The sequence below is a fragment of the uncultured Bradyrhizobium sp. genome (assembly GCF_947648125.1).
Taxonomy (GTDB): domain Bacteria; phylum Pseudomonadota; class Alphaproteobacteria; order Rhizobiales; family Xanthobacteraceae; genus Bradyrhizobium.
This window is the reverse complement of record NZ_CANSMR010000015.1, coordinates 74330-90561: the sequence shown is the minus strand read 5'-3', so window position 1 is coordinate 90561 and position 16232 is coordinate 74330. Positions and strand designations below refer to the sequence as shown.

General features: G+C 65.0%; 13 protein-coding genes. 7 read left to right on the top strand and 6 right to left on the bottom strand.

Going from position 1 to position 16232, the window contains the following annotated elements:
- Nucleotides 1–24 precede the first annotated feature (24 nt).
- Nucleotides 25–849 carry a tetratricopeptide repeat protein gene (locus tag Q0030_RS24565; RefSeq protein ID WP_298372656.1) on the top strand — a complete coding sequence of 275 codons (825 nt, stop codon included), beginning with the start codon at nucleotides 25–27 and terminating at the stop codon, nucleotides 847–849.
- Between the two features lie 27 nt (nucleotides 850–876).
- Here the strand turns inward: Q0030_RS24565 and Q0030_RS24560 are convergent, their stop codons facing one another.
- The 5 genes from Q0030_RS24560 to metC all read right to left on the bottom strand — a co-directional run bounded on the left by Q0030_RS24560 (nucleotide 877) and on the right by metC (nucleotide 6685).
- A complete protein-coding gene (locus Q0030_RS24560; protein WP_298372654.1) occupies nucleotides 877–2145 on the bottom strand; it encodes an AAA family ATPase in 1269 nt (422 codons plus the stop codon).
- The gene (locus Q0030_RS24555) at nucleotides 2142–2882 is read right to left on the bottom strand and encodes a CpaD family pilus assembly protein (protein ID WP_298372651.1); all 741 of its coding nucleotides are present in this window, start codon (nucleotides 2880–2882) and stop codon (nucleotides 2142–2144) included. Before Q0030_RS24555 ends, Q0030_RS24560 begins: the two co-directional genes overlap by 4 nt.
- A 27-nt stretch (nucleotides 2883–2909) precedes the next feature.
- Nucleotides 2910–4298, bottom strand: coding sequence for a type II and III secretion system protein family protein (locus Q0030_RS24550; RefSeq protein ID WP_298372954.1), 1389 nt, complete (start codon nucleotides 4296–4298; stop codon nucleotides 2910–2912).
- 91 nt (nucleotides 4299–4389) lie between these two features.
- The gene (gene cpaB, locus Q0030_RS24545) at nucleotides 4390–5193 is read right to left on the bottom strand and encodes a Flp pilus assembly protein CpaB (RefSeq protein ID WP_298372649.1); all 804 of its coding nucleotides are present in this window, start codon (nucleotides 5191–5193) and stop codon (nucleotides 4390–4392) included.
- A 295-nt stretch (nucleotides 5194–5488) separates the two neighbouring features.
- On the bottom strand, nucleotides 5489–6685 hold the full coding sequence (gene metC / locus Q0030_RS24540; RefSeq protein WP_298372647.1) for a cystathionine beta-lyase: 1197 nt from the start codon (nucleotides 6683–6685) through the stop codon (nucleotides 5489–5491).
- A 329-nt stretch (nucleotides 6686–7014) separates the two neighbouring features.
- On the opposite strand from metC, the gene Q0030_RS24535 reads away from it, so the two are divergent.
- From Q0030_RS24535 to Q0030_RS24520, 4 genes are read left to right on the top strand one after another with little or no spacing between them, the layout of a single operon-like run.
- Nucleotides 7015–8031: an amino acid ABC transporter substrate-binding protein gene (locus tag Q0030_RS24535; RefSeq protein ID WP_298372644.1), complete on the top strand. Its 1017-nt coding sequence runs from the start codon at nucleotides 7015–7017 to the stop codon at nucleotides 8029–8031.
- Between the two features lie 24 nt (nucleotides 8032–8055).
- A complete protein-coding gene (locus tag Q0030_RS24530; RefSeq protein WP_298372641.1) occupies nucleotides 8056–9261 on the top strand; it encodes an ABC transporter permease subunit in 1206 nt (401 codons plus the stop codon).
- A complete protein-coding gene (locus tag Q0030_RS24525) occupies nucleotides 9258–10778 on the top strand; it encodes an amino acid ABC transporter permease (protein ID WP_298372638.1) in 1521 nt (506 codons plus the stop codon). Before Q0030_RS24530 ends, Q0030_RS24525 begins: the two co-directional genes overlap by 4 nt.
- Before the next feature lie 11 nt (nucleotides 10779–10789).
- On the top strand, nucleotides 10790–11530 hold the full coding sequence (locus Q0030_RS24520) for an amino acid ABC transporter ATP-binding protein (protein ID WP_050419681.1): 741 nt from the start codon (nucleotides 10790–10792) through the stop codon (nucleotides 11528–11530).
- Between the two features lie 128 nt (nucleotides 11531–11658).
- On the opposite strand, the gene Q0030_RS24515 is transcribed toward Q0030_RS24520, so the two are convergent.
- Nucleotides 11659–12693, bottom strand: coding sequence for a cysteine synthase A (locus Q0030_RS24515; protein WP_298372630.1), 1035 nt, complete (start codon nucleotides 12691–12693; stop codon nucleotides 11659–11661).
- A gap of 643 nt (nucleotides 12694–13336) precedes the next feature.
- On the opposite strand from Q0030_RS24515, the gene Q0030_RS24510 reads away from it, so the two are divergent.
- Entirely contained in the window at nucleotides 13337–14770 is a 1434-nt protein-coding gene (locus Q0030_RS24510) for an efflux transporter outer membrane subunit (RefSeq protein ID WP_298372952.1), read from the top strand.
- Nucleotides 14760–16211 (top strand): efflux RND transporter periplasmic adaptor subunit, encoded by a 1452-nt coding sequence (locus tag Q0030_RS24505; protein WP_298372626.1) that lies wholly within the window; start codon nucleotides 14760–14762, stop codon nucleotides 16209–16211. Before Q0030_RS24510 ends, Q0030_RS24505 begins: the two co-directional genes overlap by 11 nt.
- Nucleotides 16212–16232: the final 21 nt, after the last annotated feature.

The window sequence follows — 16232 nt, the reverse complement described above, 5'->3', positions numbered from 1 at the left end:
CCTTCGCTGTTCCGAGTCTCATTGATGTCTGACAAGCTACCTCGACCTTCAGGCCGCATGCACCGTCTCGCCGGCTCGGCATCTGCCGCGCTCCTGCTGATCGGGCTGTCCGCCTGTCAGACCTCGGGGCCGTCGGATATCACTGGGTCATTGGGCGACACGGCGGAGTCCACGCCGGCCCCAGCCGACCCGCGGCGCGACATCGCGACCTACCACGAACGTGTTCGCGCCAACCCGAAGGACACCGACGCCGCGCTGAAATACGCCCGGGCGCTGCGCGCCACCGGCCAGCGAGCGCAGGCGGTCGCGGTCATGGAGCAGGCGGTGCTGGCGCAACCCAGCAACAAGGCGCTGCTCGCCGGCTACGGACGGGCGCTCGCCGACAACGGTAATTTCCAGCAGGCATTCGACGTGCTCGGGCGCGCGCACACCCCGGAGGACCCGGACTGGCGCATCCTGTCGGCGCAGGGTGCCGTGCTTGATCAGCTCGAGCGCCACGACGAGGCCCGCCAATATTACGCAAGCGCCCTGAAGATCGTGCCCGATGATCCGTCGGTGCTCTCCAATCTCGGCCTGTCCTATCTGCTGTCGAAAGACCTGCCGAAGGCCGAGGAGACGCTGCGCCGGGCTCGGGACCGCGCACCCGACGACATGCGGGTGCGCACCAATCTTGCCGTCGTGGTCGGCCTGCAGGGCCGCCAGGCTGAAGCTGAAACCATCATGAAGGCCGATCTGCCGCCCGATCAGGGCTCAGCCAATGTCGCCGCACTGAAGCGGCTGTTGGCGCGCAGGGACGCGAGTCGCACCGATACGGACAAGATTCCGGTCGCGGCCAGCCGCCGCGACTAGATCCATCAGCACCTCAAATCAGGGCTGCTAGCCGGCAGCGCGGCGTCCATCGTTCCGGCGCGACTGTAGCTTCCGGAGGATCGGCGACAGGAACGATTCGCGCGTCTCGGCGAGATCGGGGCGGCCGGTCAGACGTTGCGCGATCCGCAGGAACGTCCTTGTGGTGCGGTGACGCGCGGAGACTTCCGCGATCATCTGACCGTTGTTGGCGGCTTCGCCGAACAACCTGCAATCGAACGGGATGGTCGCGATCGGCTGGCTCTCGATGGTCTTGGCGAAGTCCTTGACCTCGATCTCGGGGCGCTTCGACATGCCGACCTGGTTCAGGCAATAGAGCGGCGGACGGTCGTTCGGACGCGCGGTCCGCAACAGGTTCATCATGTTCTTGGTATTGCGCATGTTGGCGAGGTCGGGCTCGGCGACGATCAGGATATCGTCGGCGCCGACCAGCACGCGCTTGGTCCAGGCGGTCCATTGATGCGGAACGTCAAGCACGATGCAGGACGTGGTCATGCGCATCGTGTCGAAGATGGCATCGAATGCTTCGGCGCCGAAATCGTAGACCTGGTCGAGCGTGGCCGGTGCCGCCAGCAGGCTGAGGTGATCGCCGCATTTTGCCAGCAGGCGCTCCATGAAGGCACTGTCCGGGCGCTCGGGCGAGAAAACGGCGCTGGCGATACCCTGTGTCGGATCCTGGTTGTAGTCGAGGCCGGCGGTGCCGAAGGCGAGGTCGAGATCGACAACGACCGAATCCAGCCCGAGGTCGCGCGCGATAGTCCAGGCGACGTTGTGAGCAATGGTCGAGGCGCCGACGCCGCCCTTGGCGCCCGCGACCGCGATCAGACGGCCCACAGAGACTGCCTCCGAGGACGAGAACAGACCGCAGATCGAGCGCACGACGTCGAGCACCTTGACCGGCCCGATGACGTAGTCGTTGACACCGCGCCGGACCAATTCGCGATACGGTGCAGTCTCGCCGGGCGTGCCGAGCACGACGACGCGGGTGCCGGGATCGCAGACCGTGGCGAGCTCGTCGAGACCGGCGAGCAAATCAATGTCCGGCTCGGTCTCCAGCATGATGACGTTGGGCGTCGGCGCCTTGTGATAGGCGTCGATGGCGGCGGCGATGCCGCCCATATGGACGGAGAGGTGAGCCTTGGCGAGCCGGCGGTCCTCGGCGGCGGCGCGCGCCGTCGTGGCGGTCGCGACGCTGGCGCAGAACGCCTGCACGGAAATCCGTGGCGCCGGCGCGATGTGGTCGTTGGCGTGCTGTGGCTCGTCTTGTTGTTCGGTCATTTCCCGGCGTCGCTCAGCTTGGCTCTATCGGCTTCAGGGTAGGTGGTCGCGGTCGACTCACCCTTGCCGTACTTCTGGAACGCGACCGACCGGCGCGGCGTGTAGGCTGCGGTTTCGGTCCGCGGCTGCACGAGGTCGGACGGATTGGCGACCATCGCGGCCAAATTGCTCTGCGTGGCGCAGCCGAAATTCTCCCACTGCTTGTTCTCGTTGTAGCTGGGATTGTAGATCGACGGACCAAGATCGGTCGGCCACACGCCGCAGGGCCCGGCGACCGCGGCCATCTTCGGATAGCTGATGCGAATGGTCGGCAGCGCGCGTGGATCGTCGACGCGATAGGAACGCCGCGTGATCGCGTGGGCGGGCACGCCCATCGACGCCAGCACGCCGCGGATCTCCTGATACACCGCCTGCGCCGAGCGCGCGTTCGAGGTGTCGGCCGGGACTTCGATCGCGATCGCGCCGGTGCCTTCGCGGCGCCAGGTGCGGGCTAGTCCCATGACGTCGTCGCGCTGCGTTTCGGTGAGATTGCCACGGGCGCGGCCCACGAACACGACGATCGACTGCTCCCCCTCGGTGACCGCGATCGGATGCCGTTGCCGGTAGTCGTCGGGCACAGAGCCGGTGGCAATATTATCGCCGGTCAGATTGCAGCCGCCAAGCGCGATCGCGGTGGCGAGAACGGCGCCGGCCAGCGACAGCGTCCTCGCATGGCCGGCTCGTGTGTTGCGTGTCATCATGGCATCCCCCAACCCTTCAGCGCCTTAGTCGATGATGAAGCCGAAATTGACCGGCGTGGCGCCGATCGGCTCGGCACGGGCGGCAACGCCGTAGATGCGATTGACGCGCGCCAAGAGCGCCGACTGCGCGTCGGAGGCCGGGGCGAACCCGTCATCGGGACGCGACAATTCCTTCTGTGCAACCGCACGCACCACATAGGGCGTCACGATGACCATGAGCTCGGTCTCGTTGTTGACGAAGTCCTGGCTCCTGAACAGCTGTCCGAGCACCGGGATCTGATCGACGCCGGGCATTCCGTTGATGGCCTGCTTGGTCTGCTCCTGGATCAGTCCGGCCATCGCGATCGAGCCGCCGGAGGGCACTTCCAGCGTGGTGTCGGCGCGGCGGGTCTTGATCGAGGGAATGGTCGTGCCGCCCTGGCCGCCGGTCAACGCGTTTTCCATCGAGACTTCGGAAACCTCGGTCATCACCTTCAGGCTGATGCGCCCCTCGGACAGCACCACCGGGGTGAAGTTGAGCGAGATGCCGAATTTCTTGAAGCTGACGGTCTGGACGCAATTGCCGATCGTGCCCGACGTCGTCGTCTGACAGGTGACGCCGGTCGGAATTGGAAACTCGCCGCCCGACACGAAGGTCGCGGACTCGCCGGAGATCGCCGTGAGATTGGGCTCGGCCAGCGTCTTCACCACGCCCGCGGTCTCCATCGCGCGCAGCGTCGCGGTGACGGTCGGCACACCGAGCTTGTTCAGGGCCGCGCCGGTCAGCACGTTGTTGGCGAGCGGTCCGTTGTTGGCGGTGAAGGCGTTGGTGTTGTTGAAGACGACCGCGGCGGTACCGTAGTTCATGTTGGCGCTCAGATCGACGCCGAGCTGCTTGACGACATCGCGCCGCACTTCGGCGACGGTGACCTTGAGCATCACCTGGTCGCGGCCGCGCACCACGATGGAGTTGACGACCTTGTCGGGGCCGCCGACCAGCTTGGCGGCGATGTCGCCGGCCTGCTGGGCCTCGACCGGGCTTGCCACCGTGCCGGTCAGCACCACGCTCTCGCCGACGCCCTCGATCTGGACGCCCGGCAGCATCTGCTTCAGCGCGGCACGCATGCCGTTGAGGTCGCGCTTGATCGCGATGTCGTAGGAGGCGACCTGGTTGCCGTCGGCGTCGAAGAACACGACGTTGGTCTGGCCGACCGCCGCGCCGATGATATAGGCGCGCTGCGCCGAGCGGATCACGGCGTTGGCGATCTTGGGATCGGCGACCAGAACGTCCTTGGCTTCGCGGGGCAGGTCGACCACCACCGACTTGCCGACGCCGAGCGAGACGAAGCGCGTCTTGGCGGCGATGCTGCTCGTCACCGCGACGTCCGCGTTCTTGTCGGGATCGGTCGCGCTGGCGAGGGCAGGGATCAGCATCAGGGCGGTGACCGCCGAGAATGACAGCGAGCGGACCAGTGTGGTCCGCGTCGCCAGTTGTTTTACACCAATTGTCATATCGAAGCCCCCATCACTTCTGTGTCGTCTGAGAGCTCGGGATGCCGAAACGCACCACCCGGATGCTCTCACCCCGCTTCGGGGCCTGGTCTCTGGTCTCGTCGGTCTTCTCGTTGACGTCGGCGATGCTGCGCAGCGCCAGCGCCAGCGTGCCGCTCTGCCGGGCCCGCGCGAGCGTCTCGGCCTGTTCGGGCTTGAGCTCGAGGGTCACGGTCTTGCCGATGAGCGAGTTGTTGCCGTCCTTCTCTTTCGGCGCCTGGTCGATCGCCAGCACGCGGACGTTGGACAGCAGGATTTCGGTGGTGATGATGTCGCGGCTGCCCTGTTGCTGGTCGGGGATCTTGTCGCGTCGCGACAGGATCACGTCGACGCGGTCGTTCGGCAGGATGAAGCCGCCGGCGCCGGTCTCCGGCGAGATTTCCGTCGAGATCGCGCGCATGCCGGAGGGCAGGATCGCGGCCATGAAGCCGCTGCCATTGGCCTTGACCAGTTTTTGCTCGCGGATCGGCTCGCCGACGATGAAGGGAGCGCGTGCGATCGAGCCGATGACGTCGTTCATGGCGTCGGCATTGGTGTCGTGGCGGATGAACGCGCTGCTCGCAGTCTCGGCCGGCCAGCGCTGCCATTGCACGTCTTCAGGCTTGACCGACTGACCGAGCCCGATGTCGGACTTCGCCACCAGCACCTCGACGGTCGGCAGTTGTGCCACTGGCGGCGCGACCGGCGCCGGTTTGCGATCGCCAATGCTCGCGAGATACATGGCCGCGAGGCCTGCGACGCCGGCGATGCCGAGGACCACGATGCGTGCCGTCTTCATGCGATTGTCTGAATGCCCTTAACGCAGGGCAGTCACGTCCTTACGGCACTGACAGCCCTTCCCGGGAGCATCAGTACGACCGCAAAAGTATAAGGGAACTTGATGGAAGGTCCGGACAATTAAGGGATTGGTGGGGATGGTGAACGGCGAGTTATCGGCGCCGTCGCTTCTCCGCAGAATCCCGGAGATTGCGCGTGCGCGACGCGTGCGACGTTGGTCGCAACGCGGTGGCGGCGGCGTCCTGGCCGGTTGGTCGTGGTTAATGTCGCCTAACGCGCAAGCCGGCGCGGAAGGATCAGAGCGCAGCCTTCAACGCGGCAAAACCGCGATCGAGATCGGCCTTGAGGTCGTCGAGATTTTCGAGCCCGATATGCAGCCGCAGTGTCGGCCCGCCCGGCGACCATTTGGTCGCGCTGCGATAGTCGCTGCAGTCGAACGGGATGGCGAGGCTTTCGAAGCCGCCCCAGGAAAAGCCCATGCCGAACAGCGTGAGTGCGTTGAGCATCGCATCGACCGCACTCTGCGGCACGGGCTTCAGCACGATGCTGAACAGGCCGGAGGCGCCGGTGAAGTCGCGCTTCCAGATCGCGTGCCCAGGGTCGGTCTCCAGGCCAGGGTGCAGCACACGATCGACCTCGGGCCGCGCAGCAAGCCAGCGCGCGATCTCGAGCCCGGAGCGGTGGTGCTGCGCAAGCCGCACCGACAGCGTCCGGACCCCGCGCAGCGCGAGATAGACGTCGTCCGGGCCGGCGCAAACGCCGAGCAGGCGGATCGCCTCCTGAACCAGCGGCCAGGCCTTTGCGTTGGCCGCGATGGTGCCGAACATGATGTCGGAATGGCCGCCGATATACTTGGTGCCGGCCTGCATGCTGATGTCGACGCCCTGGTCGAGCGAGCGGTGATAGAGCGCCGTCGCCCAGGTGTTGTCGTCGATCATGAGCGCGCCGCGGCCATGCGCCACGGCCGAGATCGCGCGGACGTCGGGCATCTCGAAGGATTGCGAGCCGGGCGCCTCGATCAGCACCGCGCGGGTATTCGGCTTGAACAGCGTCTTGATGCCGGCACCGACCAGCGGATCGAAATAGCTGGTCTCGATGCCGTAGCGCGTCAGCATGTTGTCGCAGAAATTGCGCGTCGGCCGATAGGCGTTGTCGCACACCAGCAGGTGATCGCCGGCCTTCAGCACGGCAAGCAGCGTGGTGCTGATCGCAGCCAATCCCGACGGGGCGAGGCCGACGCCGGCGCATTGCGGGCCTTCCATCGCCATTAGCACGTCCTGCAGCGCCCGCGTGGTCGGGCTGCCGTGGCGGCCATAGGTAAACTCGGCGCGATGGGCGTGGAGGTCCTCGGCGGTCGGGTAGAGCACGGTGGAGCCGTGGAAGACCGGCGGATTGACGAAGCCCTTCTGGGCCTTGGTGTCGCGGCCGGCTGTGACCAGGCTGGTCGCGGCGTCTTGCGGGCGGGAGGACGTGGTGCCGTCGGAGGAGGTCATGGTTTGCTGCCGTTAGACTTTAGATTTTTTGCCGCAGCCGTGCCGCGTCGGGAAGACAGGGCCAAGCCGGGAGGTGTTACTAACAAGAGGTAGAAGACGTGCGTCAACCCCTTGACCCGGCTCGTCAGTCGCTATGTGATGCGCCGCAACTACCAGTCGCCGCACGTTGAGGGGCCTGCCGCGACCTACGATCCGTTGCCTGGCCGGTTTGCGCGTCAAACTGACTGTCAGATCAGCATCTTTTGCTGCAGGGGATCATTGGGATGGCCCGTGAACGCGAGGCGATCACAAAGCAAAACGTCCAACGGACGACCCTGAAAGGCCTACCCATGAAACGCGTATCCCTGGCTGTCCTCATCGCCGCTGCCGCTGCCTTGTCGGTCCAGTCCGCCTCGGCGCAAACCCTCAAGACGGTCAAGGACCGGGGCCAGCTGTCCTGCGGCGTCAGCCAGGGCCTGCCTGGCTTTTCATCACCGGACGACAAAGGGAACTGGACCGGGATCGACGTCGACGTTTGCCGGGCCATTGCTGCCGTGGTGCTCGACGACCCGACCAAGGTCAAGTTCGTGCCGCTGTCGGCCAAGGATCGTTTCACGGCGCTGCAATCCGGCGAGATCGACGTGCTGTCGCGCAACACCACCTGGACGGTGTCGCGCGATACCTCGCTCGGCGCCAATTTCACCGGCGTGACCTATTATGACGGGCAGGGCTTCATGGTGAAGAAGTCGCTCAAGGTCAATTCGGCGCTCGAACTGAACAGCGCGTCGGTCTGCGTGCAGACCGGCACCACGACGGAGCAGAACCTCGCCGACTTCTTCAAGGGCAACAACATGAAGTACGAGGTGATCGCGTTCGGCAGCATCGACGAAGCGGTCAAAGCCTATGAATCCGGGCGCTGCGACGTCTTCACCGACGACGCCTCCGGGCTCTATGCCAGCCGTCTGAAGCTCGCGAACCCCGCCGATCACATCGTGCTCCCGGAAATCATTTCCAAGGAGCCGCTAGGGCCGATGGTGCGCCACGGCGACGACCAGTGGTTCGACATCGTGAAGTGGACGCTGTTTGCGATGATCAATGCCGAGGAGCTCGGCATCACCCAGAAGAACGTCGACGCGATGCTCAAATCGGACAAGCCGGAGATGAAGCGGGTGCTCGGCACCGACGGCAATCTGGGCGAACAGCTCGGCCTCACCAAGGACTGGGTCGTGCGCATCGTCAAGGCGGTCGGCAATTACGGCGAGACCTTCGAGCGCAATGTCGGCGCTGGCTCGCCGCTCGGCATCGCCCGCGGCGTCAACAATCTCTGGAACAAGGGCGGGATCCAGTACGCGCCGCCGATCCGCTGATCGGTCCGGCCAACGGCTGCCGCGATGAGCATCGCGCCCCGCAAACCACCGCTGCAATTTGCCCTCAGGCTGAAGCGTGCGCTTGGCGGCAAGACCGGCTGGAACGGGTTGGCCGCCCAGATTGGCTTCGCCGCGATCCTGGCCTGGATCGCCTATGAGATCGTGGCGAATGCGCGGACGAACCTGGAGACCCAGCACATTGCGTCGGGCTTCGGCTTCCTCAATTACAATGCGGGCTTTGACGTCAATCAGAGCCTGATCGCCTACAACAATTCCGACACCTACTGGCGGGTGTTCTTCGTCGGCTTGTTGAACACGATCCTGGTCTCGGTGATCGGCATCGTCTTCGCCACCGTGATCGGCTTCGTCGTGGCGCTGTGCCGGTTGTCGCCGAACTGGCTGCTGTCGCGGATCGGCGGCATCTATGTCGAGATCGTCAGGAACTTGCCGGTCTTGTTCCAGATCCTGTTCTGGTACCTCGCAGTGCTCGCGGCGCTGCCGGCGCCGCGGCAGAGCATCTCGATTTTCAGTACGTTCTTCCTCAACAATCGCGGCCTGATCGTGCCGCTGCCGGTCAGCGAGCCGGGGCTCTATCCGTTCCTGGCCGCGCTCGCGGTCGGTATCGTCGTGGCGCTGGGCTTGCGGCACCACGCGCGGCGGGCCCTGTTTCAGCGCGGGCAGATGATCAGGATCTGGCCCTATCTGCTGGGTTGCCTGATCGGTCTGCCGCTGGTCTCGATGCTGATCTTCGGCGGGCCGTTGAAGTTCGAGCTGCCGCAGTTGAAAGGCTTCAACTTCGCCGGCGGCGCGCGGATCATTCCCGAATTCGTTGCGCTAACGGTCGCGTTGTCGACCTACACGGCGGCCTTCATCGCCGAGATCGTCCGCGCCGGCGTCATGTCGGTCCACAAGGGACAGATGGAGGCGGGCTCCTCGCTCGGCCTCAGCCGCGCCGCGACGCTGCGGCTGATCGTGGTGCCGCAGGCGATGCGGGTCATCGTGCCGCCGCTGACCAGCCAGTACCTCAATCTCACCAAGAATTCGTCGCTGGCGGTGGCGATCGGCTATCCGGACCTTGTCTCGGTGTTCGCCGGCACCGCGGTGAGCCAGACCGGGCAGGCGATCGAGATCATCGCCATGACGATGGGGGTCTACCTGCTGCTCTCGCTGACGACGAGCGCGCTGATGAGCGTCTATGGCTGGCGCATCAACCGGAGCATGGCGGCATGACCGATCTGTCCGCCTCATCCTTTGTCCGGCAGGATCTGGTCGCCGAGCGTGCGGCGCCGGCCAAGACCACAGGCTTCATCGGCTTCCTGCGCACGCGGCTGCTCAATTCGCCGGGCAACATCCTGCTCACGGTCCTCGGGCTATTGCTCGCCTGGTACATCGTTGTCCCGACGATCAAGTTCCTGCTGGTCGACGCGGTCTGGGCCGGCAAGGATCGCACCGCTTGCCTCGCCGAAAGGGCAGGACACGAGGTCGGCGCCTGCTGGCCCTATATTCAGGCCAAGCTGACGCAGCTCATCTATGGCTTCTATCCGGAAGCCCAGCGCTGGCGGGTCAATCTGACCTATGGGCTCGGCGCCGCGCTGTTGCTGCCGCTGCTGGTGCCGCGCCTGCCGGCCAAGGGCATCAACTCCGGCCTGTTCTTCTTCGCATTTCCGGTGGTGGCGTTCTTCCTGCTGCACGGGGGCGGCATCGCGGGCTTCGGCGTGAGCTGGACCGCAGGCGTGTTGCAGCTGTTCGAGCAGAGCATTGGCGGCGCCGGCGATCTCTTGGTCAATCTCAGCAAGAGTTCGGCGATCGCTCCGCTGCCGTGGGCACTGGGCAAGGTGCTCGTCCTGGTCGGCCTTCTGATCCATTCGCTGATCTTCCCGATGACCTGGCTGCGTGACCAGTTGCAGCTCTCGTCGCTGCCGGTCTGGGGCGATTTCCTGGTCACTGCCGTGATCGTCTCTGCCGTGCTGTTTGTGCTCGGAGGCGGCATGCGGACCGGCGGCAGAGCGCTGATCGGCAGCCTGCTGACGTTTGCCGGGATCGCCGTCGGCATCAAGCTGATGGGGCTCGATCGCGGCGGCTTTCCCATCGTCGATACGCGACTGTGGGGCGGGCTCCTGGTGACGCTGGTGATAGCGATCACCGGCATCGTTGCCTCGATGCCGATCGGGATTGCGCTCGCGCTCGGCCGTCGCTCGAGCATCCCGCTGATCCGGATATTCTCGATCGCCTTCATCGAATTCTGGCGCGGCGTGCCGCTGATCACGGTGCTGTTCTTCGCGACCTACATGCTGCCGCTGTTCGTGCCGGGCAATTTCGCCGTCGACGGCCTGTTGCGTGCCCTGATCGGCGTGGCGATCTTTACCGGCGCCTATATGGCCGAGGTGATCAGGGGCGGGTTAGCTGCGGTGGCGCGCGGGCAGGCGGAGGCCGCATCGGCGCTCGGCCTGTCCTGGTGGAAGACGACGTCGCTGATCGTGTTGCCGCAGGCGCTGCGCTACGTCATTCCGGGCATCGTCAACAGCTTCATCTCGCTGTTCAAGGATACCTCGCTGGTGTCGATCGTGGCGCTGTTCGACCTGTTGGGTTCCCTGCGGGCATCGTTCTCCGACCCGAACTGGTCGACGCCGACGACGGCCTTTACCGGTTTCGCCTTTGCAGGAATGATCTATTTCGTGTTCTGCTTTGGAATGTCGCGCTACTCGCTGTTCGTCGAACATCGGCTCAACGCTCACCGCCGCCACTGAACAAGGTCACCATGTCCACAACCCCGATCGTCAACATTTCCACGCTCAACAAATGGTACGGCGACTTCCACGTGTTGCGCGACATCAACCTTGAGGTCGGCAAGGGCGAGCGTATCGTGATCTGCGGCCCGTCCGGCTCCGGCAAGTCCACCCTTATCCGCTGCATCAACGCGCTGGAGGAATTCCAGGAGGGCGAGATCGTGGTCGACGGCATCGAGCTCGGCCCGAACCTGCGCCGGGTCGACGAGGTGCGGCGCGAGGTCGGCATGGTGTTCCAGAGCTTCAACCTGTTCCCGCATCTCACCGTGCTCGACAATTGCACGCTGGCGCCGATCTGGGTGCGCAACATCCCGAAGAAGGATGCCGAGGCGACCGCGATGAAGTTCCTCGAGCGGGTCAAGATCCCGCATCAGGCCAACAAGTTTCCCGGCCAGATGTCGGGCGGTCAGCAGCAGCGCGTCGCGATCGCCCGCGCCCTGACCATGAACCCGAAGGTGATGCTGTTCGACGAGCCGACCTCGGCGCTCGACCCGGAAATGGTCAAGGAGGTGCTCGACACCATGGTCGATCTCGCCAGGGAAGGCATGACCATGCTGGTCGTGACCCACGAAATGGGCTTCGCCCGCGAGGTCGCCAACCGCGTCGTGTTCATGGACGCCGGTCAGATCATCGAGTCGAACACGCCACAGGAATTCTTCGCCAACCCGCAGCATGCGCGGTCGAAGCTGTTTCTGAGCCAGATATTGCGGTGATTGTTGCAGTCGTTCCGGGGCGATGCGTAAGCATCGAACCCGGAAGCTCGAGATTCCCCGATGCGCAATTGCGCATCTGAGGTCTAGTGCCGACGCACCATCCCGGAATGACGTGCCTCATTCACACCTCAGACGAACGGCAGCTCGATCTTGCTCCGCTTTTCCAGCCATTCCGGGACCGGCAGGTTCTTCGACCGCATGAAGGCCGGATTGAACAGCTTGGACTGATAGCGGTTGCCGGAGTCGCAGAGAATGGTGACGATGGTCTTGCCGGGGCCGAGCTGCTTGGCGAGCTGGATCGCACCCGCGATGTTGACGCCGGTCGACCCGCCGAGGCACAGGCCTTCGTGCTCCAGCAGTTCATAGATGATGGTCACGGCTTCCTCGTCGGAGACCAGGAACGCATCGTCCACGTTTGCTGTCTCGATCACCGGTGTCTTGCGTCCGAGGCCGATGCCTTCGGTGATCGAGTCACCCGGCGTCGATTTGACCTGGCCGTTCTTGAACAGTTCGTACATCGCGAAGCCGTGCGGATCGGCGCAAGCGGTGACGATGTCCTTGTTCTTTTCCTTCAGGTAGCGGCTGACGCCGGCGAGCGTGCCGCCGGTGCCGACCGAGCAGATGAAGCCATCCATCTTGCCGTTGGTCTGCTGCCAGATCTCCGGTCCGGTCGAGTCGTAATGCGCCTTGGGATTGTCGAGGTTGTTCCACTGGTCGGCGAACAGCACGCCGTTCGGCTCGGTCTTGCGCAGCTGCTCGGCGAGACGCCTGCCGAGATGCTGATAGTTGTTCGGATTGGAGTAAGGCAGCGCCGGCGCCTCGACGAGCTCGGCCCCGCACAGCCGCAACATGTCCTTTTTTTCCTGGCTCTGCGTCTCCGGAATGACGATCAGGGTGCGATAGCCCCGCGCGCTCGCCACGACCGCAAGTCCGATGCCGGTATTGCCCGCGGTCGATTCGACCACGAGCCCGCCGGGCTTCAGATCGCCACGCTTTTCAGCCTCCAGGATCATCCCCTTGCCGGCGCGATCCTTCACCGACTGGCCGGGATTCATGAATTCGGCCTTGCCGAGAATGGTACAGCCGGTCAGTTCGGATGCGTGTTTCAGCTTGATGAGCGGCGTGTTGCCGATCGCTTCAATGACGTCTTTGTTGAATGCCATGTCGGGGAATTTCTTTGCCAGTCTGTGTCTTGCTTGCGGCGAACCTAGTGTGCTGATCGAAAAAGGGAAGGGCTTTTGCACTGCGGCAAATGGCGGGTTCACCAAGCTGAACCCGATTGGCGCGCACCATATGGGCATTGCCGAGGAGGCTGTTTTGCAGCGGCCGGGTTATTTAGCAGAATCGTTCTGCGGTCAGCGCTTTTGCGTCAGTTGCGCACGATCGACCAAGTCAAGGCCTGACGAGGCGGGGGTGAGATCGTTGTCGCTCCGGCGCATCTTGCGGATTCGGAGCAACAGGGCCGAGAAATCCCCATGAAATCTTTGTTAGAATCCGATCGCCCAGATACTGCTTCGGGTGCGCGGAAATGCCGTAAAAATAGGGAAAACTCGTTCGCCTGGGTGGCGGCGAATCACAGTGGGTGCGACGTCGCGCGATCGCGACAGGGCTGTCCGCCCTATCGTCCCAAGGGTAGGATGGGACAGCCAGGTTCCATTGGAAGCATTACCCCGTGCACGTCACCCAGACCATCGCCGACCGCGTTATTCGTGCGCCATGGGCGAAGTCTGGCTTCGGCGGAGAATGGGTGTGACCCAGCCCGCGTCCGTGATGGTGCCTGGAGGCCGGTTCGGCCTCGCCGTCCGCATGCGACGGCTCGCCGGACGCTCGCTTGTCGCGCTCGGCCTCGTCGTGGGCTCGGCTGGCTGCATTCTGACCCAGGACATCCCCGATCCCGCGCTCGACGTGCCGCAGGGCTACAAGGCCGCGCGGCTTGGCCGGCCGGGCGACGCGCTTCCGACGCTCGACTGGTGGCGGGGCTTCCGCTCCAAGGAGCTGACGCAGTTGATGGAGGAGGCGCAGACCGTCAACCTCGACATCGCCGCGGCCGTGGCGCGTTTCCGGCAGGCCGACGCGCTGGCGCGGCAGGCGGGCGCGGCGCTGCTGCCGACTGTCAATCTCAACGGGTCTGAAACCTATTCGCGCACCTCCGGCTCCAGCGCCAGCGGTCTGACCAACGGCGGGCGCGAGGTGGTGAACTACAGCGCCTCGCTCAGCGCCAGCTACCAGCTCGATTTCTGGGGCCAGAATCGCGACGCCGCGCAGGCGGCGGAGGAGACCGCTGTCGCCAACCGGTTCGACCGCGAGGTGGTGGCGCTGACGACGCTCGCCAGCGTCGCCAACGCCTATTTCACGGTGCTTGCCACCCAGGACCGGCTCCGGACTGCACAGCGCAACATCGCCAGCGCCGAGCGCATCCTCAATGCGATCCGGGATCGCTTCAAGGCCGGCACCGGCTCCGATCTCGACGTCGCGCAGCAGGAGAGTGTGGTCGCGAACCAGCGCGCGCTGGTGCCGCCTTTGCGGCAGACGCTCGAGCAGAACATCAACGCGCTCGCGGTGCTGGTGTCGCGGCCACCGGAGAGCGTGCGCGTCGCCGGCGGCTCACTCAACTCCGTTGCGATCCCGCGCGTCACGCCGGGGCTGCCGTCCGAATTGCTCACCCAGCGTCCCGATATCCGCAGGCAGGAGGCGCAGCTCGCATCCGCCACCGCCAATGTCGGCAGCGCGCGGGCGCAATTCTTTCCGAGCATTCAGCTGACCGGGACGGGCGGCTACCAGAGCCAGGCGCTGGTCTCGCTGTTCCAGCCGCATGCGGCCTTCTTCAACCTGGTCGGCGGCATGACCCAGCCGATCTTCGACGGCGGTCGGATCCTCGGCAATTTCGAGAACGCGAAGGCGCGGCAGGATGAGCTGCTGCAGACCTATCGCAAGACGGTCGTGCAATCGTTCACCGATGTCGACAACGCGCTGGTCGCGATCCGCGAGACCACGCGGCGGCTGCAGCTGCAGCGCGACGTGCTGTCGTCGTCGCGACGCGCCTTCGACCTGGCCGAGCAGCAGCTCAAGGCCGGCACCGCCGACATCGTAACTGTGCTAAACACGCAGCTGACCCTGTTCCAGGCGGAAGACGCTTATTCCCAGGCCCAGCTGGCCCGGCTATTGGCGATCGTGAGCCTGTATCAGGCCTTGGGGGGCGGCTGGGAACCGAAGATGGAAAGACCGGTCGATGCTCTTTAAGCCCGACTCGACGGACGACAAGAAAAGCTCGGCCCCACGCAAGCGGAGTCTGGTCTCGCGCCTGCTTGGACGCATGGTGTCGCTGCTCATCACGCTGGTCATCCTCGGTGGCCTCGGCTATCTCGGTTGGCTTGCTTTCCAGCCCAAGCAAAATGGCGGCGGCGGGCGCGGCGCGGGCGCACGGCCCGATCTGCCGGTGCCGGTGCTTGCTGCCACGCCGCGTGTGCAGGATGTGCCGGTCTATCTCGACGGCGTCGGCTCGGTGAAGGCGCTCAACACCGTCACGGTGCGCTCGCAGGTCGACGGCAAGCTGCTCAAGGTGAACTTCGTCGAGGGCCAGGACGTCAAGAAGGACGACGTGCTGGGCGAGATTGATCCTGCGATCTATCAGGCACAGCACGACCAGGCGGTGGCCACGAAGGCCAAGGACGAAGCGCTGCTCGCCAACCAGAAGCTCGACCTCGCCCGCTATGAGCAACTCGCCGCCACCAACGCGGGCTCCAAGCAGCAGGCCGACACCCAGCGTGCGCTGGTCGCGCAGCAGGAGGCCATCATCAAGGCCGACCAGGCCCAGATCGACAATGCGCGCGCCACGCTCGGCTACACCAAGATCGTCGCGCCGATCTCCGGCCGCGCCGGCCTGCGTCAGGTTGACCAGGGCAACATCATCCACGCATCCGACACCATCGGGCTCGTGATCCTGACCCAGCTGCAACCGATTGCGGTGTGGTTCAGCCTGCCGCAGCAGCAGATCATGCGGGTCAACGCCGCGGCCGCAAAGGGCCAGCTTGCGGTCGATGTGTTCGGCAATGACGGCGTCACCGTGATCGATACCGGCAAGCTGACCGGCATCGACAACCAGGTCGATCCGACCACCGGCACGCTGAAGTTGAAAGCCGAACTGCCGAATGCCAGCTACCAGCTCTGGCCCGGGCAGTTCGTCAATGTACGCCTCAAGGTCGAGACCCTGCCGCAGGCGATCGTGGTGCCGACCTCGGCCGTGCAGCGCGGTCCCGCAGGGACCTTCAGCTATGTGATCGGCGCGGACAACATCGTCACCGCCAAGCCGGTCACGGTCACGCAGCAGAACGAGCATGAAGCGGTCATCGCCAGCGGCCTGACCACGTCGGACCGCGTCGTGACGACGGGCTTTGCCAATCTCGCCGATGGCTCAAAGGTCGTGGTCGGCAAGGACGACGGGCCGCCGGCGGCCGATCTCGCGCCGCGCAAACGCAGCCGCACTCCGGACGGCAAGCGCGGGGCGCAAGGCGAGGGCCAGAGCAAGGACCAAGGCAAGGACGCCAAGCAGGACGGGCAGGGCGGCGAGCATCGCGGCCAGCACGAGCACAGCGATGGCGATCAGAAGGGGCAGACCCGACCGGCGCCCGCGCCGGCGGCAGGGGGCGAACAGTCGGGCGGCGCGCCGAAGGCGCAGCCATGACTGACATCCTGACCTCGTAAT

Excerpts from the sequence above, each read along its gene's own strand:
- Q0030_RS24550 (WP_298372954.1), bottom strand. The coding sequence starts at position 4,298 with ATGCTGATCCCTGCCCTCGCCAGCGCGACCGATCCCGACAAGAACGCG.
- Q0030_RS24530 (WP_298372641.1), top strand. The coding sequence starts at position 8,056 with ATGAGCATCGCGCCCCGCAAACCACCGCTGCAATTTGCCCTCAGGCTG.
- Q0030_RS24535 (WP_298372644.1), top strand. The coding sequence starts at position 7,015 with ATGAAACGCGTATCCCTGGCTGTCCTCATCGCCGCTGCCGCTGCCTTG.
- Q0030_RS24505 (WP_298372626.1), top strand. The coding sequence starts at position 14,760 with ATGCTCTTTAAGCCCGACTCGACGGACGACAAGAAAAGCTCGGCCCCA.
- metC (WP_298372647.1), bottom strand. The coding sequence starts at position 6,685 with ATGACCTCCTCCGACGGCACCACGTCCTCCCGCCCGCAAGACGCCGCG.
- Q0030_RS24565 (WP_298372656.1), top strand. The coding sequence starts at position 25 with ATGTCTGACAAGCTACCTCGACCTTCAGGCCGCATGCACCGTCTCGCC.
- Q0030_RS24510 (WP_298372952.1), top strand. The coding sequence starts at position 13,337 with ATGCGACGGCTCGCCGGACGCTCGCTTGTCGCGCTCGGCCTCGTCGTG.
- Q0030_RS24560 (WP_298372654.1), bottom strand. The coding sequence starts at position 2,145 with ATGACCGAACAACAAGACGAGCCACAGCACGCCAACGACCACATCGCG.
- cpaB (WP_298372649.1), bottom strand. The coding sequence starts at position 5,193 with ATGAAGACGGCACGCATCGTGGTCCTCGGCATCGCCGGCGTCGCAGGC.
- Q0030_RS24555 (WP_298372651.1), bottom strand. The coding sequence starts at position 2,882 with ATGACACGCAACACACGAGCCGGCCATGCGAGGACGCTGTCGCTGGCC.
- Q0030_RS24515 (WP_298372630.1), bottom strand. The coding sequence starts at position 12,693 with ATGGCATTCAACAAAGACGTCATTGAAGCGATCGGCAACACGCCGCTC.
- Q0030_RS24520 (WP_050419681.1), top strand. The coding sequence starts at position 10,790 with ATGTCCACAACCCCGATCGTCAACATTTCCACGCTCAACAAATGGTAC.
- Q0030_RS24525 (WP_298372638.1), top strand. The coding sequence starts at position 9,258 with ATGACCGATCTGTCCGCCTCATCCTTTGTCCGGCAGGATCTGGTCGCC.